We start from the raw sequence: 23,547 nt of genomic DNA, 5'->3' as shown, positions 1-23,547 counted from the left end.
CAAACAGCTCAGCGACCTATCAGATATCCATCAGTCACGCAGACGAAGGAACCCTGGCCTCACGTCCCTCACACCCGAGAACCACCTCTAGATAACCGTTCCGTGCAAGCTGGAGACGGCGACCGAGAGCCACAGCGTGGCGTTCCGGCAGATCCACGTCGAGGACGGCGGCCGGATCCGCTACCGCAAGATCTGTGAGCTGGACGGCGAGGAGCTGACCGAGGCCGACATCGGCAAGGGCTACGAGGTCTCCAAGGACAACGTCATCCCGATCACCGACCAGGACCTGGCCGAGATGCCCCTCCCCACGGCGAAAGCGATCGAGATCGTCTCGTTCGTCCCGTGGGAGTCGATCGACCCCCGCCACATCGGCGAGTCGTCGTACTACATCACGGCCGACGGCCAGGTGGCGGCCAAGCCGTACTCCCTGCTGCGGCAGGCGCTCGGCCGGAACGAGAAGGTGGCCGTCGCGAAGTTCGCTCTCCGCGGCCGCGAGCGCCTCGGCCTGGTCCGCCCGTACGGAGACGCCCTCCTCCTGCACGCGATGCGCTGGGACGACGAAGTCCGCGACCCCACCGAGCTCGCGCCGGACGCGGTCGACCTGACCGAACAGGAGCTCGCCGAGGCAATGGCGCTGCTGGACGTGCTCACTGTGGACCGTCTCGACGAGCTGGAGCTGACCGACCAGTACCGGGAGGCCCTGGTCGAGGTAATCGCGGCGAAGTCCGAGCACCGCGCCCCGGCCGCCCCCGAAGGCGCCGAGGCCACGCCGGCCGGGCAGGTAGTCGACCTGATGGCCGCCTTGGAGGAGTCCGTCGCCAAGGCGAAGGAAGCCCGGGGCGAGACCGGCGGGGACGCGACCGTGCACGAGATGCCGAAGAAGAAGGCCACGCCCAAGAAGCCCGCCGCGAAGAAGCAGGCCGCCAAAAAAGCCACGACGAAGAAGACGGCCTCGAAGAGGTCGGCGCCCGGCCGCCGGAAGACCGCCTGACCCGCCCGGGCGCGCCTGGACCCTTCCCGTGGGGAGCCGGGAAGGGGCGGCGCGGCCCCGCCCGCTCGGCGGCAGGCGGGACCAGGCGCGCGATCCCTCTCCGGGGGTGGGCTGCGAGGACCGCGTACCGACACACTGCCACCGGCGTCCCGGGTGCAACAGGGTCGTGCACGAAAGAACCTTCGGCATATGCCAGTACCCGCCCGTGTGCTGCCCGGGCGGGCACTGGGGCGCTCTGGGGCCTGGGCTTACACGCCCGTCTTCACCTTGACGATCTCGACGTCGGAGACGCCCTCTTCGGCTGCCTTCAGCACCCTGTAGTCCTCGGCGGCCGACGCGCTGTAGGAGACGGCGGACTCCCGCCGCCCGTCCCTGCCCGCCTTCGTCCACTGCAGCTTGTAGCTCTCCATGACCGTCCTCCGCTCGAGATGGGTGTGCCCGGCGGTTCGCTTCGGCTTCGAGGTGATGGGCGCCGCCGGGCATCCGTACAGACTCGCACGGGCCACTGACAGTGGGGCGGGTCTGGTGCCCAGGTACCGCGGCGGGCCGTGGCGGCGAAGCCGGGACCCGTACGCAACGATCACACCGGTGCCCGTGTGGAGCTGGGAGGAGCGGCGGGCGCGAGTTTCAAAGCCTCCACTGGTAGACGGACTTGGGGCGGCGGGATCCCTTGCGGCGGTCGTTGAGTGACTCGAGCAGCTCGGCCGGCTCCGGCTGCCGACCACTACCGATGTACCGGATCCCGTCGCCTTCCGGGGCGGTGCCGGTGTCCTTGCCGATCGGGTGGCGCCGGCTGGTGGCGGTGCGCCATCCGAATCGCTCGTCCCACACCAGCGCCGGTGAAGTCTGGTCGGCGGCGAGCGGGATCGCGGCCGTCAGGTGGTCGCCGTCCAGCTGGCGCACCTCAACCTGGACGGGCTCCGCGACGCCGGCCTCGTTCAGAGCATCGGCGACCTGCTGCAGGTACGGGCGGGCACGTCGGGTGCGCAGCTCGGCCTCGGCGATCGTCGCGGCGCCGCGGTGAGTGACGGTGGGGTAGCCGAGACGCGCGGCGGCCTCGATCGGGGTGAGCTCGGGCTCGGCCGCGACCAGGTCGGCGATGCGCCGGCCGCGGAGCTGCGCGAGGCCGGCCTGGGCCGTGGGGAACTTGGCGATGCCCAGGGTGTCGGCGACTTCGGTGAGGGTGATCGCGGGATTGCCGTCGAGGAGTTCGGCGATCCGGGGCAGGATCTCGTCTCGGGGAATCATGTCGCCACTGCCGACGCGGCGGCCGCCGCCGGCGCCCTTGCCGGGCCGACTGGCCTTGTAGTCACGGACGACGCGCCGCGGCCAGTGCTCGGTGCCGCCGTCGCCGGCCGGGACCAGGACGACGTGCTCGGCCAGTTTCGGGTCGCTCTTGTACTTGTTCCAGCTGGCCGGCGATACAGCGAGCTCGGCGGCTGCCTCGTGGCGGTCCAGGAGGTCCTCGTCGTCGTCCACTGTCGGCAGGGCCGGGACGGCCTCGCCGGCGTGGAAGGCCTTCGTCTGCTCGCTGTCCCACAGCAGCGCCCTCGAGGTCGGCGAGCTGATCGGGGCGGGGTGCCCGTCCCGGATGTGGGGCTTCTTGTTGCGGAAGTAGCCGAGCGACATGCCCAGCTGGGCGGCCAGGTCGGCCATGGTCTGTGCGTACTTGAGGCGTCCAGCGCGGATCATCTTTTTCGTATCTCCATCACGGTGCGTGCGGGGCGCCGCTCGGACTCCCCCGGTGGCGGGCGTCAGGCTTCTGAGGGTTGCGGCAGGCAGTTCGGCAGGCACGGCTCGCCAGGCACGGCCAGGCATCCGTCGCAGTCGAGGGCGGCTGCATCGATGAGCGGCCGCAGTAGCGAGGGCGCCGCCGACGTGGGTCAGCGGGACCAGGTTGGTGGCCTGATGACGTACAGGGAGTGCGGGGCGCGGCCGGTGGCGCGGACGCGGATGCCGGCGGTGTCGCCGGGCCCGCGGCGAGGTCCGGCAGAACGAGGCTATTGGGGTGCCACTGCACGGTGACACCGGCGTCGGCCAGGCCAGGTGCGTGCAGTCGGCGGCGGCGTGGTCGGCGGCCTCGGTAGCTGTGGAGACCTCGGGCTCCTGGACGTGGTGGTCGGCATATCGCCGGGGCAGGCGAGCGGGCATGGGCTGCTCCGTTGCGTGAGGTGTGTTCGGTGCCGGCGCGCCGCCAAGACACACCCAACGAGACAACATTAACCCTTTCGCATCACCATCCGCAAGGAAGCGCGTCCCTAATGCAGCGCCGGGCGGATACACTCGCCAGCGAGACCACCTCTCGGGTTCTCCCGCGGAGTGTGTGTTTTCGGTTGGCCGGCGCCCTTGCCACCCGCCTCGGCGGAAGTGGGCGCCGGCCTTTTGCATGCGCGCCTCGACTGGATGCTGCGCCTGAACCGGATCAAGCCTGCAGAGTCGATCGAGGTCCGCTTCGGCACGTCAGGGGCGCCGAGGTCGACACCCTGCCGACATCGCATCCGAAAGTCGACCAGTCCACCACGCACCAGCGAGGCTCGACGGCGCTCCCCTCTCACATGTCGGCATAGCGACCCAGACCTTGTTTCTGGGCTACGCGCAGCAAAGTGCCGCTTCTACCGATACTGAAGGGGCCGGGTGCTGGATAGCACTCAGGGACGCCAGGTGCGCAGCTGCTCGGCGATGCGGGTGGCGGTACAGCGCGGGTCGTACAGCTCCTGGGCGAGAGCGGTGAGCTGGTCGCGGGTTGGGTCAGCGGGGATGCCGCTGGCGCTGAGGTACATCACAGCGACGGCGCAGGCGACGGTGAGGTTGGATCGCTCCAGCCAGCGGCAGCGGCCCAGGGTGTGCACGAGGGCGGCGGCGCGGGCGTAGGGGCCGCCGTACACAGGCTGCTCGAGAAGCTCTGCACGGTGACGGGCTACTGCAGCGAGCGGGACCCCAAGGTCGTCGGGTGCGGGGTCGTGCACGCCAGCACGTTCGGCGACTTCCAGGATCCAGGACAGGTCGACGTGCAGGGACATGCTCACGCAGCGGCGCCCCGGTTCCGCGGCGCCGGGGCGTGCTGTGTGTCGAGCTCGTCTTCCAGGTCGGCGAGGAAGTCGCCGTGGGCGTCGATGAGGCGCTGGGCAGCGGCCATCCCGGCCGCGCGGGCACCGGTGGTGTCTTCTGCGATAAGCCGTTCGACGTACCTGTTGAAGTCCAGGCCGCGGGCGGCGGCGGCGTCCTTGCCGGCGGCGAGAACGTCGGGTGCCAGCCGAAGCTGGGTCTGCTTCCTGTCGCTGCTCATACCCCTCAAGGTAGCAGGGTGGTAGCAACCGGCGCGCGCGGAGCCGAGTGGAAATCCAGGCCGCTCTTGTCCCACTCAGCCCGGTCGCCCGTTAACGCGCCTCCCAGCATCAAACGTCCACGGAGGCACGACGACTACGCGATCGCGTCGGAGAAGCTCACCCGCACCGCGACCACGGCACCCGAGGCATCGAGGTCGGCCGTCACGGGGAAGTAGCCGTCGCCCCAGCTCGTCATCGCGCAGAGCAGTCGGGCGTCGCCGATACGCACAGTTCCGGCCTCGACTTCAGAGGCACGAACCTGTCGCATGACCTGCCAGTGATGGGAATGGGGCCGGAAGTCCACCATCATGCGCCGCCCGGTCTCCCCCTTCCAGCTCTGAACAGCGCGAGCCTTCTCGATCGCGTCCGCCACGGCCAGCCCAGTCCACCCGCGGACACCGTCTTCGCCGGGTTCGCCCAGTTCCGGGGCTGCGAAGGTCGCGGCAGCTTCCTCCGCAGCGGCACCCCAGAACGCGACGTCGGCCAAGCCGTCCACAGGGTCGTCGTGCTGCCAGGCATTCAGGGCATCGGCATCGCCGAAGAGCACCCGGGCCCAGTCGACGCCGATGTCACCCAGCGGCACGGATGACTCCGCTTGGGATTCGCTCATCCGAACCGATATCTCAGACCAGCGCGGCCCCATGCCGTCGCCAAAGTCGACCCGTGAAGCCAGCACCGGCAGATGGCGGTCGCGGGGCACTCCTCCCAAGGCGACGACGGGCACCCCGAACATCAAGAAACCGCCGCCGCCTTCAGTGGCAGTGCGGCGCGCGCGTTGGGCATGTGGTTCGCGGCTCGGCAACGCCTCCAAGCGAGCGTCCAACCCTGCGGTCCGGCAGTGCTCTTCGAACGTCGTCTCAAACTCCGCTGCCCGGGAGGCCGGGATGTCGTGGAGCATGGCACCTGGCTGCCGGTCGAAGCTGCGGGCCGCTGCCGAGGCGTCTGGGCCGACCACGGCAAAGTCGACCGAGTTGAGCACTTCGGCAGCCACCGCCGGATCGTCAACACCAAGCAGAGCGGGATCGATCTCCGCCGGCGACCGCTCTCCGCTCCACAACCCCAGATGGCCGCCGTCCACGACGACCAGGATCCCCGACGGACAGCTGATCTCTCCGAGCCTGACGATCTCTTCCATGGCGTGCGAGTCTACGATTGCCCCTCCGGCCGTCAGCAGGCGACTGGGACGATCTAACGTCTCCATAGGGCACTGACGGAAGTCGCTGATCAGCGGGCAGGTGGCGTGTGCGCTGCGTACATCCCACGTTGACGACGATCGTTTCCCACCACACCGAGCGGCGTTACGCAAGGTTGTACGGCTCGCAGTTCCTTGTACTGCTGGTTCGCGATGGAGGCCGACACAGGGGCGGGCACATCTCCCATGGCTGTGATCATCCCACCTCGGCACGGGCGACCACGGGTTCCGTCACCCCCACTCCGACCTGTCGGCCAGGCGGCAGTACCACCAGAGTTGTGTGCGCCACTGGCGCCGGTGCGCGAACGGGTCCGGCAGAGTACGGCGCAAGAACACCGCATCCAAAGGCTTCACGAGCCGGCCGAGCTCGGCACGGGCTCGTTCCGGCAGCCTCTCCAGGACCTCCTCCACCACGTCGCGTGCGTGCCTGACATCGTCGAAGGAGCACCAGGTGCACGGGCAGTACGACTCCCGCGGGTACAGCGGACGTCTGCCCGGGGGGTGGAGGAACTCGCGGTACCGCCGCAACGCACAGTCGGTGGCACCTGGGTGGATGTGCAAGCTGCCGCTCAGGTACTCGACCCGGTGCACGGCCAGGCTCGCCCTGGTGGAGAGTCCATGAATCCGGAACGGTGGAGTCGGCCCCCAGACGCGGGAGGCCGTTTGTTCAGCGCGCAGTGCGCGTGGCCGTCTACGCGGCATCGGCCTTTCGACACATGATCACGGGAGCCATGGTGCCAGGCGCCCATGTCCTGCTGCACTCGGTTTCCGGCGTCTGTCACAGCGACCAGAGGCCCTGAGGTAGTTGCGGACAACTCTTAGTTGCTGGACTGCCCCAACGCCCCTGTCGAGCCGATCTCATTGCCAAGGCGTAGCGATCACGGAAGCGCGGTCACAACCTTTTGGCTGCCAGTCCGCGTGTGAGTTGGCCAGTCGGAGCACTGGCATTCTTGCAGGTCAGAGCGTCGCTTCTGCTGCGGCCACGCGGGCGAAGTGTCCACCTTCGAGTCTGTCCGGAACTCTCTGAAGCAGGTATCTGCGCAGGTCAGATGGTGCGGCCAACGATGCCGCGGCATCGAACTGCTTTCACAGGCAGCCGCATCATGCGCCATAGAACACCAGGAACACGCCTGTCGCGGCGCTCAGGATGAAGACAGCAGTGGATACGGCGGCGAGGCCCTGACGGCGGCGCCCCTTCGCGTGATCACGGAAGACCCCCCAGGCGCCGTGGGCAAGGAAGAGACTGAGCAACCCGGCGCCCGCCACCGTCAAGCGCGGGCTGCAGGACCAGCTCAGGTAGGCGATCAGAGCCAGGCAAGCGAGCAGGACGCAGGCGAGCAAGGTGAGGATCACCTCAGCGACGGCTTCCCCAACCGTCTCCATCAAGAACTCGCTGGTGCCCTTCGCCGCCCGTCGGACTCCCACAGCATTCCCCCATCCTCACGCACCACTCGGCCCGCGCGGGACCCCGATATGGAGGACCCATGCGGGGTCGGAAGGGTTGCGGGGGCACCGTGGGTCAGACCGTAACGACGCTGGTTGGCAGGCTTTGAGCTCGTCTTTTATCGTCCGCCGCGGGTGAGCCGTGCCAGCGCTTCGGAGGGCAAGCAGAGCCAGTGCAGCAGCTGGCTGTTGAGGGTGAGGTAGTGGATGCTCACCTTCCCGTTGGCTTTGTCGAGGATGTCTGGGGCTTCTTCCCTGTAAATGTGTCGCAGGTAGCGGCGCCGAATCGGAGCTCCGGCCACCAGCAGCACTGGCGAAGCGATGATGATCGATATGAGGGTAAAGACCCTGGCCAGGGTCACTTTTAGCGTCTCATCGACTCGCATGGGCTCAGTGTGGACGTCACTGCCGTTGCCTGTCATCTGTCCGACGAGGTTTGGTGCCCACCTTGTGGTGGGTGGGTCGGCTGAAGGCCTTGCCGGTGGCGAGGACGCGTCCAACCTCGTGGCGGGCGGCGGGATGCCGGTTCTTCGAGCCGGGCGGGCGGCCGGGGCCGGGTGGATTTGGGTGCACGGGCTGGTGAGACGAGTTTTGTGCGCAGGTTCCTGAACCCGCGCCGGACTCGGGCCGGGGTGAGTTTGTTCGAGGGGACGGCTTCTCCCATAGGCGCCGTAGATCGCTGGCCAAGCGGCGAGCGAGACGGAGCTGGGTGTGGGCGGCGATGACCAGCCACGTCCACCGGTCGGCCGCTTGCGAGTTGCCCAGGCGGGGCCGGTTCAATCCGAGGGTCTACTTGAGCAGGCGGAATGTGTGCTCGATGTCGAAGCGGCGCGGGAAGGACTGCCAGCACCGGTCGACGTCTGCGGCGGTGACGTCGGTGCCGAACCACCACAGCCAGACGGGCCGGTTCACGCCACCGCTGGGCAGCTTCTCGACGACGAGGCGAATGATGGTGCTCTCAATGATGGGCAGAGGGCCGTCGCGGTCGAGCCAGGCGGCCCGCCTAGTGAGCCGGGGGTGGAGCCGGCCCCAGGCTTGTGCGGTCGCGGTGCCGTAGTGGCGGGTTCCGGTGACCGTCACGGCTTGCTCCGGGCCCCAGGCGCCGGCATCGCCGAAGACGAATTCGCCGCCGTGCTTGAGCGGTCGGCCTCCCCTCGGATCGTGGAAGCGCTTCGGGGTCGGCCGGCGCGCCACCCGGTCCGAGCGGAGCCGGCCCAAAATCTGGACGAGCAGATCGGCCAGGAAGTGGGCGATGCGAGGTGCGTCCTATCCGGGGTCGAGAACGACCAGGATCTCCGGATCCCCTGCGTGCCACTGCGACGATGAGGCGTTCGGCGACGTCACGGAGCTGGGCGATGGTGAGTGGGGCGACGTCGGCATCCGGCGCGAGATGGACTGCGCCGAGGATCGCGGTCCAGGAAGTACTGCCCGTCTCCAGCGCGACCACGAACGAGTACGGCCAGCGGCATCATCTGGTGCTTGGCCTCGCCGCGACCGTAGGTGTGACAGAACGAGCGGTCCGCGCAGGTCGCGGCATCGGGCCGCAGCCACGGCGAGACGTCCACCGCCAGGACGCGCAGTTCGGCCAGGAGCACTTCGTGCAGGCGGGGCCAGACACCGGCCTCGGTCCAGTCCCGCAGCCGCCGCCAGGCGGTCACCCCGCTGCACCCGGTCCGCTCCTCGGGCACGTCTCTCCAGCTCACGTCCTTGCGCAGCACGAACACGATGCCCCGCACAGCGGCGCGGTCGTCGGCCGGGGCGGCAGCAGCGGAGCGATGCGTTCCCACAGGTCATCAGGCAACAAGATCATCCGGCACCTGCACCACTCTGTTGCCCCAAGACCCAACCGCCAAGCCCCTACGCCGAACTGATCCTGGAACGATCAGTTGGAGTCTGAGCGCAGTCCCAGGGCGCTGTGCTGAATCACGGCGACCGGGGCATCAGCAGAGCGTGACTTTCGACGGGTTAGCTCCACCAGCCTCGAGCGGAGCTCCGGCGCTGGTTCACCAAGCACGATGGCAGTGATCACCAGCTCGAGCATGACGCAGTCGTAGGCGTCGTCCGTGCCTCCGTAGCGTTCGCCATCGCGCTCTACCACGGCACTGGCGATCCGCCATCCACCGCCCTCAACTGGTGCGAAGGTCGCCGCGAAGACTCCGTAACCGGTCCAGCTTCGATGAAAGAAGACGACCTCACCCTCTGTGAAGACGTCCCACTTCTCGTCCATGTCCTGCGCCCCGTAGCCACGCTGGATCCGCTCCCACTCCTCATCAGACCAAATCCGCTGAGGCAGCTCTGGCATCGGCCGAGGATCCGATATCGGCTGGACACGACACATGGACCGAGTCACACGCTCGTCAGCAGGCATAGAGTGATCTTACGGACGAGGTCGAGCGCGACAGCAAACCCCTCGCCCCCGTCATTGTGAAACGAGCTATTAGAGGACGATCTCCTTCTTCTCGGCGCGGTCCCAGCGGAGCTCCCAGTCGGGGCGCATTCCGCGGGCGGACCAGTCGACACGGCTGGTGCCGGCGGGGATCGGCAGGCCGGCCATGACGTGCAGCTGGGCGATCTCGCAGGCGCGCAGGGCGGAGGCGATGGCGTCGCTTGCGTTCTCGGCCAGACCGGTGAAGACGTGGACGCCCTTGCGGGACTGGTCCTGCCGGTGCTCGATGGGGACGTCGATCTCCCACAAGGTGCGCGGGCCCATCACTCCTCGGCCTCCGGGTCGTACGGGGGGAGCAGGGTGACCGGGACGACGGTGTAGCCGGAGGCGACCTCGTCGTCGTCTCCGGGGCCGAAGTGGATGAGCTCCTCGATCGCCTCGTCGTCACACGAGTCGGCGACCCAGGCCGGCGTAGCGCCGGGGGCGGTGCGCGCGTACCGGGAAGCGTGGGCGGCCGCGTGCGTGCGGCGTCTCGGCTGGTGTAGAGGCCGAGGGCGATGCCGGAGGTGTCGTCGTCGGCGCGGTAGATGGTCAGGTCTGCCGGTTCGCCGGGGGCCAGTGTGGTGATGCCGGGGAAGACGGCCTCGGCCATGGCCAGGCGCTCCTGGAGCTGCTGAATCTGCGCCTTCAGGCTCGCGTGGTCTTCGGCGTCGGCGGTCGGGACGGTGGCGAGGCGGTTGTGGTGGTTGGCGGCCGGCAGCGCGGGAGCCAGCTCGGCCCGCATCGGGTCGGAGGCATAGCGGATGACGGAGTGCTCGAAGAGGTCGCCGTCGTCGATCATGCCGAGGGCGAGGGGGTGGCGGGCGTCGACGTCGTCGGCGAAGACGCGGAGTCCCGCGGCGTAGGCGGCGAAGTCGAAGCCGGGGCTCTCGGTAAGCCGGGGCTTGGCCGGGGAGGAGATGAGACGCATCAGGGTCTTCCGATCTGGTTGAGGGGCCAGGCAGGGCTGTCCGGTCCCGCGCGCCGCCCGGGCCAGTTGCTGGGCCCGGGCGGCACGGCCGGGTGGACAGGTCAGGGACCTTGGCGTGGCGTGCGGCAGGTCATGCGGCCGCGGTCGGGGAAGGTGGTGCCGTCCCCGGGGCGTCGATGTGGAGATCCGCACTGGAGAGCCGTGGCTTCTCGGGCGTGACAGTGCTGCAGCCGATCGGGGGCGCGACGACTGCGTGCGGGATGCAGCCGGCGCTGGACGCCGGTCTACTCGGCGAAGGAGGCGTAGTCGCCGGTGGGGTAGACGTAGTTGGACAGCGCGCCTTCGGGCGCGACGGCGATGGCACCGAGTCCGGCAAGCGTCGCAGCGGCCACGGTGCTGTGGTCGGCGGCCGTGGAGGCGAGCAGGGAGGCGGCCTGAGTGGCGCGTCGGGCGCCGGCGGGTGAGCCGTCCGAGTTCGTCATCGCGTCGTACGCGCGGAGCGGATGCGGTCACGCAGACCCAAGGCGTGCTCCTCGTGCGGGTCGGGTGGGAGGAGCCCGGGGGTGGCCGGCTGAGTGGTTGGCGACCTGGCGGCTGGCCCCTGGGCAGTTGCGTTAGCTGTACTGCTTGGTCCTCTTGAGGATGTAGTCGCGGGTGAGGCCGAGGACTTCGACGGCGTCGGTGCGGGCGCCGTGGTACGCGCCGTCGAGCTCGGTGCCGACGGTCTTCCAGAACTCGGATTCGGCGGCCTCGCGGAGCTTGTCGGTCTCTTCGAAGATCTTGTCCCGCTTGGCTTTGGCGGCTGCGAGGGTCTTCTTGAGGTCCTCGCGCTTCTGGTCGATGTCGTCGGATCGGGGGGTCATGGTTCTGCTCCTCGCGGTGGTGAGGGACGATGGTTCCGGCCCCCTGCTCCGGTTGGAGCGGGTTGGGAGGCCCGGGGACGGCGGGCTGAGTTTGGCGACCTGGCCGCCGTCCCCGGGGCGAAGTTACTTCGGGGTCCCAGCCGTTTTGCTGCCGGCCTCGGTCATGGCCGTCGTGCTGTGGAACGTCCTGATGTTCTTGTCCGCGTTGCGCAGGTGCTCGACGGCGAGGGCGAGGCGCTGGCTCTGAGCGTCGTCGCCGCGGGAGGCGAACCCGGCTCCGAGCGCGCGGAGGGTCGCGAGGAGCTCGGGCACGAGGTTGCTGTCGCGCAGCCCGGCCAGGACCTCGTCGATGTCGGCGCCGTTGTCGATGTCGGCGCGCAGCTCCGCGATCCTCCGGGAGGTCTCGAAGGCGCTGTCGCCGTCCCAGCGGTCCGGGTCGATCAGGTCGATGAAGATCCGGGTGATGATGCCGACCAGGGTACGAGCGCCGAGGATGGCGACCGCGTAGAGCAGGACGGCCGAGAGGTTGGTGTTCGCGAGCGACTCGGGGCCGGCATCGGTGGCCCACAGTCCGACCGTGATCAGCATGGCCGCGGTGACGGCCGGGTCGGTGAGCTGGAGCGCGCGCTTCAGGGCCCGTGTGGTCAGGCGGCGGGCGGAGTTCGATGTCATGTGCTTCTCCTCTGGGGACTCAGGATGGTTCAGGCCGGGGGCGGGCCTGGGAGTTGAGTTGGCGACCTGGCCAGTCCCCGCTGGACGTCGTTCCGACCCACCCATAATGCAGAGTCCAATTATGCATTTCAAGACTATGCATACTTCGTGTTCGGGAGTTCGGAGTGTCGAGCTGAGGGGTGCCCAAGGTGTCGGCGGTCACCGGCGGCCGTCCGTGCGCAGGGTGATCCAGGTGGCGACGAGTACGGCGGCGACGCCGACCGCCCGGTGGGCGGCCTGATCGATGTCCAGGAGTGCGGCTCGGGTGAAAAGGGGTGTGCGGGGCGGCCGACTCTTCGCGGAGGCTGTGGCCGCCCCGCGCTGCGCTTCGGCAGGGGGACGGCGGTGTTCACAACGGCGGCTCGTTCCAGGCCGGCACGGGCACGAGCCGGACGCGGAACCCGCCCCGGTCGGCCAGCAGCCGCACGCCTCCATCTCCGGGAAGGCGTCGCCGAGCCACCAGCCGCCGTCGCCGTGGCAGCGCGGGCAGTTCGGCCTGGGCTGGGCGGTGATCTCGATGTTGTGCCGGTTGAAGTGCAGCGTCCTGTGCCCGGCCTTGAGCACGGCGGCGGCCGTCGCGATGGCAGCGGGGATGACGAGGTGTTCTCCTGGGCGTCTGGGTCTCGCTCAGCCGAGAGAGCTTCTCCCGGGCCTCAGACCTGTGGGACAGGCCCGGCCGCGAGGCCGAAAAGCCCTACTTCGGCTGGCTCACCACAGACCTTCCGGTGTACCCGACGACGACACTCAACCTGAAGACGCGCGTCCATACCCGCCCGATCGGCGAGCACCCCTTGGTCGAGCTGGAGCCCACCGACCACCCCCTCGCCATCGAGCAGCGCACAGGGATCAGCCTGGAGCGCGTGCGGGAGATTGCGTCAACTGTGCTCCACGCCGATGCTGGCGAGCAGCGGTAATGGCTGACCAGCCCGTGTCGCCCGTCCCGGTCGCGCCTGCCGGCCTGAGCCGCAGGGCCCAGCGGTTTATCGAGACGGAGGGCATCCGCGTTCGCCGGCAGGACATACGCCGCCACCGCGACGCGTGGATCGAGCACGGGATCCCCGCTGCGGAAATCGAACGGGCAACTGCCTTCAAGGACCACTGGGCGGCCTCGCCTTGCCACCGGCCCTGTTCTACGAGGGCGGTCCGCGCATCCTGAACGCCGACTGCCCCGAGGAAATGTCCGCAGAAAGCTGGGCGTTCCCGGCAGGGGACTGCCGGGGGTCCATGGCATACAGCTTCGTGATCGGCCCCGACGGTGCGTTCGGCATCGCCGCCGACTGCTGGACGCCCTTGCATGCCAGCACTGAGGGATGGGGGGAATCCCTGGCGCTCGCCGCTCATGCCCGCCGCTGGGCCACGACCGTCACAAGGATCACGCGCAAGACCGTCGACGCACTGGATCTCGGCGAATTCGAACCGGTCCTCGAAGTACAGGGTGTGACGGACTCTTGGTGGCGGGGGCTCCCTCATCGCCGTGTATCGGGGTGAGGCCGTGGGCCTTGGCGCCCCGCAATGCCTCGAAGCGCACATCTACGGGGGTCTCGACGAGTGGGGCCTCCATGTCGGCTGACGCGCGGGCCTTGGAACTGGGTCTGCCCGTGCGCAGTAACAGCAAGGCAAGGGAGGGGCTGGCTCTGTTCTGCGGCGGCAAGGCAAGATCGACTGTGTGATACGCAATCCTCACGACGATGCCGAGTTGCTGGCCTTGGTTCGTCGCTATGTCACGCCCAAGCGGCGCTACCTGAAGCTCGGCGGTGGCTTGCTGCGCATGCAAAGTCCTGAGTGCGACCGATTCATGCGAGACCTTCGTGAGGATGCGGAACTCATCACCGCAGATGAGATCGCCAAGCTTCTTGAGGGCGGCTGGCGAGAGCGGAGAACTGCGGCTTGGCTCGTAGCTGTCTCCCGCCGGAGCGAGTTCCGTGAGCGTCTCGGGGAACTCCTGCTGGCTAGCGAGGTCTGCTGCGCTGGGCTGGCCTATTGCGTGGCCCTGGCCAGTCTCGGAACGGCGCGCGACGCTGATCTGCTCGCTGTCTACCTTGATCGCTACCTCTGCCGCCCTGACCTCGCGTATGACCAGACCGTCGTCATGGGTGCTCTCCAGTTCATCGACCTGAACCTTGGAGGTGGTCAAGCCGACCGCTTCCGAGAACCGGGCGGCCTGTGGCAGCAGTGGCTCCAGGATGCACCTCACATGCAGGACGGCTCGGACCCCGTCCCCTACTTTTTGAGCCTCATTCGTCGGCTCTGCGCATTCGTCGACGAATGCGCCGAGGCGCTATGACCGCCCCCATCCCGTGGTGGTCTCGCTGTACCACGGCCCCCGCCCGCGGGAGCGGTCAGATCTGTGTGCGGGACGCGATGTAGTCAAACCAGTCGCGTCTGGCGTATCCGGTGCAGCGGATGGCGTTGCTGAGGCTGGTGCCGGTGAAGTCGGCGCCTTCCGCCTACGGACGACGTTGCGGACACCTCTTGGTCAAGAGCCGCTCGGCCTGCCTCGGATAGCCTGTCCCCCTCATTGGGCCTGCGTGATCAACGCGTCGGGTTGTCACGAAAGGAGGCCTCGTGCGGCCGCTGAGAAGGCTCTTCAAGACGCTCAGGAACACCCACGAGGTACCTGGCGACGAGACGTTCGCAAAGGCCGGACTGTGTGAGTGCTCCCCCGAATGGCCTGCGCTTGAGACGACCGCAAACGGCTACATAATTCGCGCGCTGCCCTCGTCGCACTACAGCATCATGACGAACCCGGAGATCGGGACGTTCGTCGCTCGGTGCACGGGGTGTCACGCCAGGTACCCGGCGCCGTGGGTAGTCGACGGGAACGAGCCGATGCCCTACGACTTCGCGCGGGACCCCGCCGAGCCCACCGGCCAAGAGCGCCCGCATGGCTCCGTCGAGGCGGAGTACACGATCAGCACCGCCAGCAGGAACGACTGGCCCGCGCTGCCTGGGCTCGAATACGCTCCGATGACCCAATTTGGGAGAGGCTGTGACCCATGTACGCCGTGAGGATGGAACTGCGGGGCCCCCGGAGGCCGCGCAACGGATTCTGCGCTACGCCGAGGACCTCACTCTCGACGATGTCGAGCGACTGAATGCCTTCCTCACGGCAAGAACGGAGCGACTCGCTCGCGCAGAGCGCGGAACCGATGAGCGGCAAGTGGCACGCTCGATTAGAAGCGCCCTCCTGCACCATGTCGTCACACTCCAGCATGCCTGACGTTTCCAGGTGTGGACAGCGAGACTCAGGACCTGCTCCAATGGAAGGTGAGACTTTCGTGGAATGCGCTATGGTCGTTGGCATGCCCGTGGGAGTGGCATGAAGATTACGACCTAGAGCGGTGGCGCTCAATTAAACATTGGGACCGCCAACAGGAGGCAGAGTTCAATCTGCGCTTGGTTGACGAGTCCTCCAAGGATCGAGACAGTGAAATCCTCAAGGATGGCGACTGACCGATCCTGGTGACGTCCTTCTCCCTCGTCACTGAACCCCTGCACGCCGAAGGTGGTTTGAAGCCCCGCCGAGTCCTAGACTTTGGCGGGGCTTCTGGGTGCTCGATGGCAGTGGCGACGACAACGTCGGCTGTGAGCGCGTGGTTTTGGGCCCAGTGCACGGCCACGCCCCACATCATGACCACTCGTTCGCTCTTCACCGCCCCGCTTCTGAGCCGGTTCCGGGGGCATGGTCGAGTGCCCGATCGACGAGATGAACCTGCCGCACGGCTCCAAAGACGCCCAGCTGCGGATCCCGCCGACCGAGCCGGAGGCGCGGCAGCCATTCACCGGCTAAGAGGTCATCTCATTTGGTCGCTCGGTAGGCTGCGGGCTGTGGTGGGGATTGTCGAGCGGCTGGTGCCGGACGAGTTGTGGGAGCTGTTCCAGCGGGAATCCCGCCGATCCGTTCCCGCCGCGGACGTCGGCGGCGCAAGCCGGGCAAGCTCCATGGCGACAAGGGCTACGACTACCCCCACCTGCGGCGATGGTTACGCGAACGCGGCATCACCCAACGCATCGCCCGCAAAGGCGCCGAGTCCTCACAACGGCTCGGCCGTCACCGCTGGACCGTCGAACGCACCATGGCCTGGCTCGCCGGCTGCCGGCGCCTCCACCGACGCTACGAACGCAAAGCCGACCACTTCCTCGCCTTCACCAGCATCGCCTGCACCCTCATTTGCTACCGCCGGCTCGCCTGCTGATGTGGGTGCGCAACAGCTGAACCGCCAGGTCATGGGCATAGAAAGTGGCCACGTCCAACGGGGTACGACCGTCGGGATCTGCGAGTTCCGGATCCGCACCGAAGGCCAGCAGCACGGCAGTGGTGTGCACGGTCAACGGCCGGCCACTCTGCAGGGTGCTGTCCCCTTCGGTATCGATCGCGTGCGTCAGCAGCGTCATGTTGCTGAAGACCTCATCGGGGTCAGACCCGCTGGCGAGCAAGCGGGCCAGGGCTTCCGCATCCTCGTGCTCGACCGCGTGATGGGCTGGTGTCCAGTAGTCACTCACCAGGGCATTCAACAACGATCGCAACACCTCTACCAGCGACTATCCACACCGCCGGTAGCCAATTGAGATGACCTCTTAGTTCAGAGAAGGGTTCTGCCGTGCGCACGCCGTCGCCTTCGCCGTCCCCGCGCTGCAGTCCGCGTGGCTGAAGGCCCACCACCCGGCGGCGCTGTATGCGGGCCTGCTAGAGCACGACCCCGGTATGTGGCCGCTCCGAGTGATCGTTGCCGACGCTCGCCGCCACAACGTGCCCATCCTGCCCGTCGACGTGAACAAGTCCCGCCCCGCCTACACCGTGGAGGAGACCGACAGCGGCTTCGGCGTCCGACTCTCCTTCTCATCAGTGAAGGGCATCTCGGAGGACCAGGTCGCCCGGATCGCCGTCGGCCAGCCCTACAACTCCTTGCAGGACCTCTGGCAGCGGGCGCACCCGGCGCCGCCGATCGCCGAACGCCTCATCCAGATCGGCGCGCTCGACCAGCTCAAGGGCGACCAGACACGGCGGGACCTGCTGCTCCAGGCCTCCGAGCTTCACCGCCACACCCGCACCCGCCCGGGCGCCGGACAGCTCCCGATCGACGATGCCCTCGTCGCGGCCGGCCCGTCCGGGCTGCGGGAGATGACCAGCCGCGAGCGCCTGGAGGCCGAGCTCGGCGTGCTGAAGATCAACGTGACCCAGCATCTGATGGAGCACCACCACCGGCTCCTGCGCGAGATCGGCGCCACCGACGCCAAGCACCTCAAGGCGATGCACCCTGGACAGCAGGTCCTCGTCGCCGGCGTCCGCGCCTCCACCCAGACCCCGCCCACCCCGTCGGGCAAGCGGGTCATCTTCGTCACCCTCGAGGACGGCTTCGGCCTGGTCGACATCGCCTTCTTCGAGGACTCCCATGAGGACTGCGCCCACACCATCTTCCACAACGGGCTCCTCCTCGTACGCGGCACCGTCGAGGCCCGCGGCCCGCGCCGCACCGTCGTCGGACAGATGGTGTGGGACCTCGAAAAACTCGCCGCTACCCGCCGCGACCACGGACCCCAGGCCGTCCTGGACCTCCTCGGCCGCACTAGCGCCGCCCCGACTCCGGCCCAGCCAGCCGCGCCCTCGCGGACGCTCGTCGACCCGACCACCGGGGCGCGCCTCCACCCGTACGCCGACCTTCAGCCCGCCGGCACCCGCTCGGCCGACCTCACCCGCCTCGGCCACACCAGCCCCGGGAGCGCCGGATGACCACGTCACCTCGCACGATCATGCGCATCTACTTCCACCTGCCCGAGCCGGACGAGGAGCTTTACGAGCAGCTCCTGGCAGTCCTCGAAGGCATCACCCCGCGCGTCCAGGCGCACCCGGTCGACCGCTCCGCCGACGTCGACCTGACCGGCGCCCTCAGGTATTGGAAGCAGGACGCGGCCGGGCTGGCGGCAGTGGTCCGGCTGCGGGCGCTCGCGCTGTATGGAGTCCAGTCGAGCGCGGGTGTCGGTCCCACCCTTGGGATCGCGGTGATGGCGGCCGCCATTACACCGCCCGGCGCCGCGACCGTCGTCGGCAACAGCCCGTACGACATCGCGGCCTTCCTACGGCCCCAGCCGGCCGCCGCGCTCCCCGGCATCGGCCCCGCGGCCGCCCGAGCCCTCGGCCGCCTCGGCATCCGAACGGTCGGCGACATCGCCGACACCCCGCTCGCCACCCTGCAGCGCATTCTCGGCACCTCCGCCGGCCGCCAGGCCCACGACCGAGCCCGCGGCTTCGACGACCGCCCGCTCGTCCCCGGCGCCGCCCCGAAGTCCCTCTCCAGTACGCACCGGTTCGACTGCGACGAGCTCGATCCCGGCCGGCACCACCGGGCCGTCCTCGGCCTTGTTGAGCAGCTCGGCGCCCAACTCCGACACGACCAGAGCATCGCCGCCGCGCTCACGCTGACCGTCACCTACGCCGACCGCACTACAACCAGCCGCACCCGCACTCTGGCCGAGGCCACTGCCCACACCCCCGCGCTCGCCAGCACCGGCCGGGAGATGCTCGCGTCGCTCGGTCTCCAGCGCGCCCGGGTCCGCGCCCTGTCCGTACGAGCAGAACGGCTCCAACCCGGCGAGACTGCCACGCACCAGCTCAACCTCGACATCCGCGATGACAAAGCCCGCGACCTCGAAGCAGCCCTCGACCGAGCGCGCGCCCGCTACGGGCCCGGCGTTGCCGGAACCGCGGCCGCGTACCGGCAGGCCGTGGCTCCCCGCCGCGGGCCAGCCGGCGCAGCTCGCTGAGCAGCTCCAGTGCTTCCTCGTCTACAAGTACGACTACGACAATCAAGATCGACGGAGCCTGTGGCAGCGAGACCGAAGCCGCGGTCAAGGCCGTCCAGCGGTGCTCCGGCATCAAGGTCGATGGCCAGGTCGGCCCTGAGGCCTGGAAGTACCTCGACTACCCCAGGGCCGGGTATGGACGTCTCCATGGAAAGGGACGGAGCCGCGGCCGGCCAAGGGAGCGCGGCCAGCCGGGCCGTCAGGTGGTGATTAGTTCGATCTGGATCGCGAGCGCGCCGAGGGCTTCCTTCTCGGGCGGGTAGATCGCGCGGATGTTGGCGAGCTGCTGCTCGCGGGATGAGGTGGGGTTGACCTTGGCCGGTCCCTCGCCGTCGAGCAGGTCCTCGAACGTGGCGTACTCCGTGACGCGCTTCACGCGGACGTCGCATGTCTCTTCGGTGCCTTTGATCCGGAAGCGGATCACGTCTCCAGCGGAGAGGGCGGCGAGGCGCGGGTACTTCACGCGGACCTCGGTCGTCTTCTCGCCGGCGGCGACGAGGTCGAAGTAGCGGCGGTAGAGGTTCAGCTCGTGGACGCGGGCGGCGGTTTCCGTCATGGGGAGGTAACGCTCCTAGCTACTGGTAGGGGTGCGGTCATCATGTGGCCGAGTTCCGCAGCGGAGTACGCGCGGAAGAAGTGGCGTGGGTCGGCGAGCAGTACCTCGTCCAGGGCGATGAGCCGGTCGACGTACTCGTCCACCGAGCCGGGCCACTCTCGGGTGTCGAGCATCCAAGGGGCCGCACCGGCGGGCAAGGGGGCACGGCCTTCGCGGATGAGTGACTTGGACAGCTTGGCGCCGGTCTCGGTGACGACCTGCGGGCAGAACAGTCGGGCCGGGAGTTGGCCGCGGGCGAGGCCAACCGACTGTAATGCGCCGTCGATCAGTTGCGAGCCGAACACCCAGTCGCCGCCCTTGACCATCACGTACAGCGTGCCGTGCTCGCCCGTGGCGGCGAGCTCCTTCACGAGGTTGCGGTACAGGGTGGCCAGGTCGAGGTACCCTCCGTCAGCCGGGGAGACCGTGACCTCGTACTCGCCGTGGTGCAGGCACACAGCGGTGACGATGGCACGTTCGGGCCCGTCAGGATGCACGCGGGTGCGCTCGGCGTACTTCTCGGCCCAGCCGCAGCCAGGCTGCGGGCAGGGCACGCGGACGTGCGCCACGCCGGAGGACGGGGCCAGCCACCAGCGGGCCGCGTCCATGCGGGGCAGGACCCGGAGCCAGGTACGTCGGAAGTGCTCGTCGGCCTGCTGCTCGCTGTAGGTGTCGACGGAGTAGGGCACGCCAAGGCGCTCGGACAGGCCGGCGAAGAGCGGGCGGTACATCGTGTCGATCTGTTCGGCGATGGCCTGCCGGCCCAGGGCGTGCGCGTAGGCGCGCTGGTAGCGGTGGCCGGTCGACGGTTCGGTTACAACGGCGTGAGGCGCGTTGTCGAGCGCGCCGAACTGGACCTCGACCGGGATCCCGAACCGCTTGCGCAGGCGGGCCGCGGTGGCGAACGTGAGGGACTGGACGAGCGAGGTGCCGATGTGGGGCGCACCGTTGATCTGGGTGCCGACGACGAACACGACCCGCTCCGGGGCGGAGTCGACCACGCCCGGTGTCAGGACGTCCTCAGCGTGCGTCAACGCGTTGGCCAGGACGGTGTTGGGCGATACGGGGTAGCAGTTCACTGTGTTATCCCTTCGGGGAAGCGCAACGGCTTGCTGTGCAGTGGGCGTTAGAGGTGGTGGCTGCGCCTTGCGCAGGGCATAAGTGCTGCGCGCAGCACTTCGGGGTCGGTGAGCACGCCCGTTCCGGATGGCGGCTGAAGCCACGTCCTGCCTCGGCTGACCGTGCCGGGCGCCGGGCAACGCAGCGTGCCGCCTCGGCCGGCGCACACTGTGCCGCGCAGGGGATCCCATGTCTCGGCGGCGCCGACGGGAACGAGAAGCTCGACGGTCTGTCGCGGCTGGCAGTGAAGCACGGGGCCGAGCACGACGCGCTGTTGGTACAGCTCCTCCAGGGCCGGGAGCCCGATCGCGTCCGCGATGCGCAGGACATCGAAGAGGATTCCGAGGGGTACCTCGGCCAGACGGTCAGGACTGTCTGACCACTCGGCGAGGATGATCGAGGGCGGTTCCATGGTGGAAGCGAGCCACTGCGCGCCGTGGTTCTCCCGGGTGTGGTGCGCAAGCGGAAGTCTCGGCGTCCACGAGGCGGGCGCGGGGGTGTACATGGTTCCTCCAGAAGCTGCTCATAGGCCGGTGCGCAGAAGCGCCCACAGCCCGCAGGCGTTGGGGGTGACCCCGGTGTGTTGTGAGAGCGCGGAGACGATCTGCCAACCAGGCCCGTGGGTGTGTCGAAGCAGGAGTTCGATGGGGCCCTCGGCGGTGATTCTGAGCCGACGTCCGGCGGTGGAGATCGTCATGTCGATGGCGTCCGGCTGAGTGCCGAGGACCGCCACGAACAGTTCGTGAGCGACGAGCGGAGCGTCGAGGTGCATGGCACGTCCACTCGTCCAGGAGCGGACCGCCGCGGCCTCAGCAGGGTGAGCCTTGAAGGCTCGTCGCCAGGTGTGCCCCGATTCGGACATGACTGTCCCCCTGGATCCCCTGTTATCTGAGTACGGATACTGCTTATCTGTACTCAGATTGTCGCGACAGTTGGCGCAGGTCAAGGGGAAGAGGACAGTATGTGTACACAGATTGACGCGATCATCCAGAACGGCGGTGTGGCAGTGGCGCAGCCCGAGTACCTGCGGATCGCCGCTGAGCTGCGGCGTCGCATCTCCTCCGGCGAGTTCGGCCCTGGTGACCAGCTGCCCACCCTGCCGGCGCTCTGCGCCGAGTACCGCGTCTCAGAGACAACGATCCGCAACGCGATCAACCTGCTCCGCAACGAGGGCCTGGTCGAAACCCGGGCCCGCGCAGGCACACGGGTCCGGCCCCGGCCGCCGATCCACCGCATGGCCGCAGACCGATATCGGCCCGCTCCCGGAGCCAAGTCGACCCCATACACCCGCGACCAGGACATCGGCTGGTCCGAGTACCGGCTCGACAAGCGGTTCGAGAAGGTACAGGCGGACGCCGAGCTTGCGGCACTGTTCGAGTGCGAGATCGGCGAAAGACTGCTCGCCCGCCACTTCGTGTTCTTCGACAACGACCAGCCCACACAGATGTCGACCAGCTACGTCCGCTGGTCCGACGTGGCTGGCACCCCAGTCGCTGACCCGATCAACGAGCCGTGGCCCGGCGGGACTCGGGCGCAGATGAGCAGCCTCGGTATCAACGTCGCACGGATTACCGAGAGCTTCACGGCCGCGATGCCCACCGAAGTCGAGGCCACTACGCTCCGGGTCGGAACAGGCGTACCTGTCATCCGCTACACCCGACGCCACATCGCCGACACGGGGCGTGTCGTCGAGGTTGCTCACCCGATCGTGCGGCGCGGTGACACCACCATCGTCGACTTTGCCATCGATCTGGACTGACCCCGGACGACGAAGCCGCCCCTCCCACCCGAAGGCGAGCGCGGGGCGTGGTGGTTCAGCGGGCGACGAGGCCATACAAGGTCAGACCGAGTGCCGCGCGCCCGGTGATCGCGGCGAGCGCACCTCGCCCTGCACGACGTCGAAGGCTCCGCCGAAGCGCTGCGTGCCGTACTCGCCCTGCATCGAGCTCATCGTTCTCAACCGCGACCAGCCCATGTACCAGTGGGATACCCACGCCCGCGTCACGCTCGTCTGACAGGCTGCAGGCCGGCGACCGCTGCGCGCCGCGTGCCCGAGGCCGCGCGACCTCGGCCGCCGCCTACCAGGCCGTCCCGCTGCGCGAGGCCGGGCGGGTACGGTCGCTCGCCCTCAGCCAGATCACCGTGGTCGACATCCACGTACGCCGCAGGGAAGTGGACGCCGGCCCATGCCGCGCACGCGCTGCTGAGCACGCGCCCCACCGTGGGATCGGTGCGCGTCGTCCAGCAACTTGACGAACTCCGCCAGGTGCTTGAGCAGCGGAAGGGGTATCCGCCCGTACGCGAGTACCTGGTTCGCTTCGACGACGCGCAGGGCGAGAATGCTGCTCCTTGGCCGATCTCATCCCGCCGCACTCCGGAGGCATCCCGGTATGAGGCCCACCCCGACCCCCGCCGACCCTGCCGCGTGGAACGTCTACCTCGCGGAGGGAAACGCCCGGCAGGCCCGCAAGCGTGTTGCCGCCGACGTGCTGCTGAAAGACGCCTCCGTGCGCGTGCTCCTGGTAAACCCCACCTACAAGCCGGGGTGGGACCTGGAGGCATGGCGGAGGCGAACGAGCCACCCGAGGACGCGGTGACCCGGGAACTCGTCGAAGAGCTCGGGCTGCGGGTGACCCTACGCGGGCTGCTGGTCGTCGACTGGGTCGCCCCCCACGGGCCCTGGGACGATCAGATCCCGTTCATCTTCAACGGCGGCACGCTCGCCCTGGATCAGGCCGCCCGGCTGACACCGCAGGACGATGAACTCGCCGAAGCCGCGTTCCTCCCACCAGACGCAGCCCGCGACCGGCTCGGAGACCGCATCCGACCCCGGTTCACAGCAGCTCTGCACGCCCTCGCAGACGGGCACACCCGCTATCTCCGCAACGGCGAAAGCACCCAATAGCAAACGCCTCTGAGGCGCGACGACCGTCGCGTCGCGAGCAGCTCGGTGGCGGCGCTGGCGAGGGCCGTGCGCTGTACCGCGGTCGGGTAGCCGAGGCGGGACGCGGCGTCGCGGGATTCCGGAGGCTATCTCAAGAATTTCCGCTCGTCAGCGGCTCACGCCGCGTCGTCCACAGAGGGCGGCACCCCGCCCGCAGCGCCTCCCCACGGCGTGATGGCGGCGTGCGCGGCGGCAGCAGCGCCGAT

At 68.6% G+C, this 23,547-nt stretch carries 25 protein-coding genes and 6 pseudogenes; 11 read left to right on the top strand and 20 right to left on the bottom strand.

Annotated features, from left to right (window positions below):
• Window positions 1-91: 91 nt before the first annotated feature.
• Window positions 92-991 (top strand): non-homologous end joining protein Ku, encoded by a 900-nt coding sequence (ku, locus tag ACWF79_RS06475; RefSeq protein WP_453726913.1) that lies wholly within the window; start codon window positions 92-94, stop codon window positions 989-991.
• A gap of 248 nt (window positions 992-1,239) precedes the next feature.
• Here ku and ACWF79_RS06470 read toward each other — a convergent pair whose 3' ends face one another.
• The 15 genes and pseudogenes from ACWF79_RS06470 to ACWF79_RS06400 form a co-directional block, all read right to left on the bottom strand.
• A complete protein-coding gene (locus ACWF79_RS06470) occupies window positions 1,240-1,401 on the bottom strand; it encodes a hypothetical protein (RefSeq protein WP_453726891.1) in 162 nt (53 codons plus the stop codon).
• A 217-nt stretch (window positions 1,402-1,618) separates the two neighbouring features.
• Window positions 1,619-2,683 carry a DUF6292 family protein gene (locus ACWF79_RS06465; protein WP_453726890.1) on the bottom strand — a complete coding sequence of 355 codons (1,065 nt, stop codon included), beginning with the start codon at window positions 2,681-2,683 and terminating at the stop codon, window positions 1,619-1,621.
• A 956-nt stretch (window positions 2,684-3,639) separates the two neighbouring features.
• On the bottom strand, window positions 3,640-4,011 hold the full coding sequence (locus ACWF79_RS06460; RefSeq protein ID WP_453726912.1) for a fic family toxin-antitoxin system, toxin component: 372 nt from the start codon (window positions 4,009-4,011) through the stop codon (window positions 3,640-3,642).
• Window positions 4,012-4,013: 2 nt separating this feature from the next.
• The gene (locus tag ACWF79_RS06455; RefSeq protein WP_453726889.1) at window positions 4,014-4,277 is read right to left on the bottom strand and encodes a hypothetical protein; all 264 of its coding nucleotides are present in this window, start codon (window positions 4,275-4,277) and stop codon (window positions 4,014-4,016) included.
• A 134-nt stretch (window positions 4,278-4,411) separates the two neighbouring features.
• A complete protein-coding gene (locus tag ACWF79_RS06450; protein WP_453726888.1) occupies window positions 4,412-5,452 on the bottom strand; it encodes a hypothetical protein in 1,041 nt (346 codons plus the stop codon).
• A 1,158-nt stretch (window positions 5,453-6,610) separates the two neighbouring features.
• Complete coding sequence (locus tag ACWF79_RS06445; protein WP_453726887.1) at window positions 6,611-6,892, bottom strand: lysine transporter LysE; 282 nt, start codon at window positions 6,890-6,892, stop codon at window positions 6,611-6,613.
• A gap of 179 nt (window positions 6,893-7,071) precedes the next feature.
• Window positions 7,072-7,338, bottom strand: coding sequence for a hypothetical protein (locus tag ACWF79_RS06440; protein WP_453726886.1), 267 nt, complete (start codon window positions 7,336-7,338; stop codon window positions 7,072-7,074).
• Window positions 7,339-7,354: 16 nt separating this feature from the next.
• Window positions 7,355-8,526: pseudogene (locus ACWF79_RS06435) on the bottom strand (transposase); the annotation flags it as partial.
• 3 nt (window positions 8,527-8,529) lie between these two features.
• Window positions 8,530-8,762: pseudogene (locus ACWF79_RS06430) on the bottom strand (transposase); the annotation flags it as partial.
• Between the two features lie 72 nt (window positions 8,763-8,834).
• Window positions 8,835-9,254: a hypothetical protein gene (locus tag ACWF79_RS06425; RefSeq protein ID WP_453726885.1), complete on the bottom strand. Its 420-nt coding sequence runs from the start codon at window positions 9,252-9,254 to the stop codon at window positions 8,835-8,837.
• Between the two features lie 135 nt (window positions 9,255-9,389).
• Window positions 9,390-9,662, bottom strand: coding sequence for a hypothetical protein (locus ACWF79_RS06420; protein WP_453726884.1), 273 nt, complete (start codon window positions 9,660-9,662; stop codon window positions 9,390-9,392).
• Window positions 9,663-10,592: 930 nt separating this feature from the next.
• Complete coding sequence (locus ACWF79_RS06415; RefSeq protein WP_453726883.1) at window positions 10,593-10,790, bottom strand: hypothetical protein; 198 nt, start codon at window positions 10,788-10,790, stop codon at window positions 10,593-10,595.
• 132 nt (window positions 10,791-10,922) lie between these two features.
• Window positions 10,923-11,171: a hypothetical protein gene (locus ACWF79_RS06410; RefSeq protein WP_453726882.1), complete on the bottom strand. Its 249-nt coding sequence runs from the start codon at window positions 11,169-11,171 to the stop codon at window positions 10,923-10,925.
• Between the two features lie 123 nt (window positions 11,172-11,294).
• Window positions 11,295-11,843 (bottom strand): hypothetical protein, encoded by a 549-nt coding sequence (locus tag ACWF79_RS06405; RefSeq protein WP_453726881.1) that lies wholly within the window; start codon window positions 11,841-11,843, stop codon window positions 11,295-11,297.
• Window positions 11,844-12,041: 198 nt separating this feature from the next.
• Window positions 12,042-12,446, bottom strand: a complete 405-nt coding sequence (locus tag ACWF79_RS06400; RefSeq protein WP_453726880.1) for a hypothetical protein — start codon at window positions 12,444-12,446, stop codon at window positions 12,042-12,044.
• A 44-nt stretch (window positions 12,447-12,490) separates the two neighbouring features.
• Between ACWF79_RS06400 and ACWF79_RS06395 the strand changes: the two genes are divergently transcribed.
• From ACWF79_RS06395 to ACWF79_RS06375, 5 genes and pseudogenes are all read left to right on the top strand, one after another.
• A complete protein-coding gene (locus ACWF79_RS06395) occupies window positions 12,491-12,796 on the top strand; it encodes a DUF2199 domain-containing protein (protein WP_453726911.1) in 306 nt (101 codons plus the stop codon).
• Window positions 12,796-13,452 (top strand): annotated as a pseudogene (locus tag ACWF79_RS06390) (hypothetical protein). Before ACWF79_RS06395 ends, ACWF79_RS06390 begins: the two are co-directional and overlap by 1 nt.
• A 96-nt stretch (window positions 13,453-13,548) precedes the next feature.
• Window positions 13,549-14,166 (top strand): DUF6000 family protein, encoded by a 618-nt coding sequence (locus ACWF79_RS06385; RefSeq protein WP_453726879.1) that lies wholly within the window; start codon window positions 13,549-13,551, stop codon window positions 14,164-14,166.
• A gap of 281 nt (window positions 14,167-14,447) precedes the next feature.
• Window positions 14,448-14,891: a hypothetical protein gene (locus tag ACWF79_RS06380; RefSeq protein ID WP_453726878.1), complete on the top strand. Its 444-nt coding sequence runs from the start codon at window positions 14,448-14,450 to the stop codon at window positions 14,889-14,891.
• A gap of 890 nt (window positions 14,892-15,781) precedes the next feature.
• Window positions 15,782-16,078, top strand: a pseudogene (locus ACWF79_RS06375) (transposase); the annotation flags it as partial.
• Here ACWF79_RS06375 and ACWF79_RS06370 read toward each other — a convergent pair.
• A complete protein-coding gene (locus ACWF79_RS06370; protein WP_453726877.1) occupies window positions 16,050-16,385 on the bottom strand; it encodes an ankyrin repeat domain-containing protein in 336 nt (111 codons plus the stop codon). The pseudogene ACWF79_RS06375 and the gene ACWF79_RS06370 sit on opposite strands and share 29 nt — an antisense overlap.
• Window positions 16,386-16,473: 88 nt before the next feature.
• Between ACWF79_RS06370 and ACWF79_RS06365 the strand changes: the two are divergent.
• From ACWF79_RS06365 to ACWF79_RS06355, 3 genes and pseudogenes are all read left to right on the top strand, one after another.
• Window positions 16,474-17,613: pseudogene (locus tag ACWF79_RS06365) on the top strand (helix-hairpin-helix domain-containing protein); the annotation flags it as partial.
• Complete coding sequence (locus ACWF79_RS06360; protein WP_453726876.1) at window positions 17,610-18,644, top strand: DNA polymerase Y family protein; 1,035 nt, start codon at window positions 17,610-17,612, stop codon at window positions 18,642-18,644. The pseudogene ACWF79_RS06365 and the gene ACWF79_RS06360, both read left to right, overlap by 4 nt.
• Window positions 18,641-18,946 carry a peptidoglycan-binding domain-containing protein gene (locus ACWF79_RS06355; protein ID WP_453726910.1) on the top strand — a complete coding sequence of 102 codons (306 nt, stop codon included), beginning with the start codon at window positions 18,641-18,643 and terminating at the stop codon, window positions 18,944-18,946. The genes ACWF79_RS06360 and ACWF79_RS06355 overlap by 4 nt, the downstream gene beginning before the upstream one ends.
• Here the strand turns inward: ACWF79_RS06355 and ACWF79_RS06350 are convergent.
• From ACWF79_RS06350 to ACWF79_RS06335, 4 genes are read right to left on the bottom strand one after another with little or no spacing between them, the layout of a single operon-like run.
• Window positions 18,883-19,239, bottom strand: a complete 357-nt coding sequence (locus ACWF79_RS06350; protein ID WP_453726875.1) for an ASCH domain-containing protein — start codon at window positions 19,237-19,239, stop codon at window positions 18,883-18,885. The genes ACWF79_RS06355 and ACWF79_RS06350 overlap by 64 nt on opposite strands.
• The gene (locus ACWF79_RS06345; RefSeq protein WP_453726874.1) at window positions 19,236-20,357 is read right to left on the bottom strand and encodes a hypothetical protein; all 1,122 of its coding nucleotides are present in this window, start codon (window positions 20,355-20,357) and stop codon (window positions 19,236-19,238) included. Before ACWF79_RS06345 ends, ACWF79_RS06350 begins: the two co-directional genes overlap by 4 nt.
• A 47-nt stretch (window positions 20,358-20,404) precedes the next feature.
• The gene (locus tag ACWF79_RS06340) at window positions 20,405-20,902 is read right to left on the bottom strand and encodes a hypothetical protein (RefSeq protein WP_453726873.1); all 498 of its coding nucleotides are present in this window, start codon (window positions 20,900-20,902) and stop codon (window positions 20,405-20,407) included.
• Between the two features lie 18 nt (window positions 20,903-20,920).
• Window positions 20,921-21,169: a hypothetical protein gene (locus tag ACWF79_RS06335; RefSeq protein ID WP_453726872.1), complete on the bottom strand. Its 249-nt coding sequence runs from the start codon at window positions 21,167-21,169 to the stop codon at window positions 20,921-20,923.
• A 189-nt stretch (window positions 21,170-21,358) separates the two neighbouring features.
• Here ACWF79_RS06335 and ACWF79_RS06330 point away from each other — a divergent pair, with 189 nt between their 5' ends.
• Together ACWF79_RS06330 and ACWF79_RS06325 are read left to right on the top strand one after the other, a co-directional pair.
• Window positions 21,359-22,156, top strand: a complete 798-nt coding sequence (locus ACWF79_RS06330; protein ID WP_453726871.1) for a GntR family transcriptional regulator — start codon at window positions 21,359-21,361, stop codon at window positions 22,154-22,156.
• Between the two features lie 631 nt (window positions 22,157-22,787).
• Window positions 22,788-23,302: pseudogene (locus ACWF79_RS06325) on the top strand (NUDIX domain-containing protein).
• Window positions 23,303-23,547: the final 245 nt, after the last annotated feature.

The organism is Streptomyces sp. NPDC054975 (genome assembly GCF_053609105.1).
This window is presented reverse-complemented; position numbering and strand designations above follow the sequence as displayed.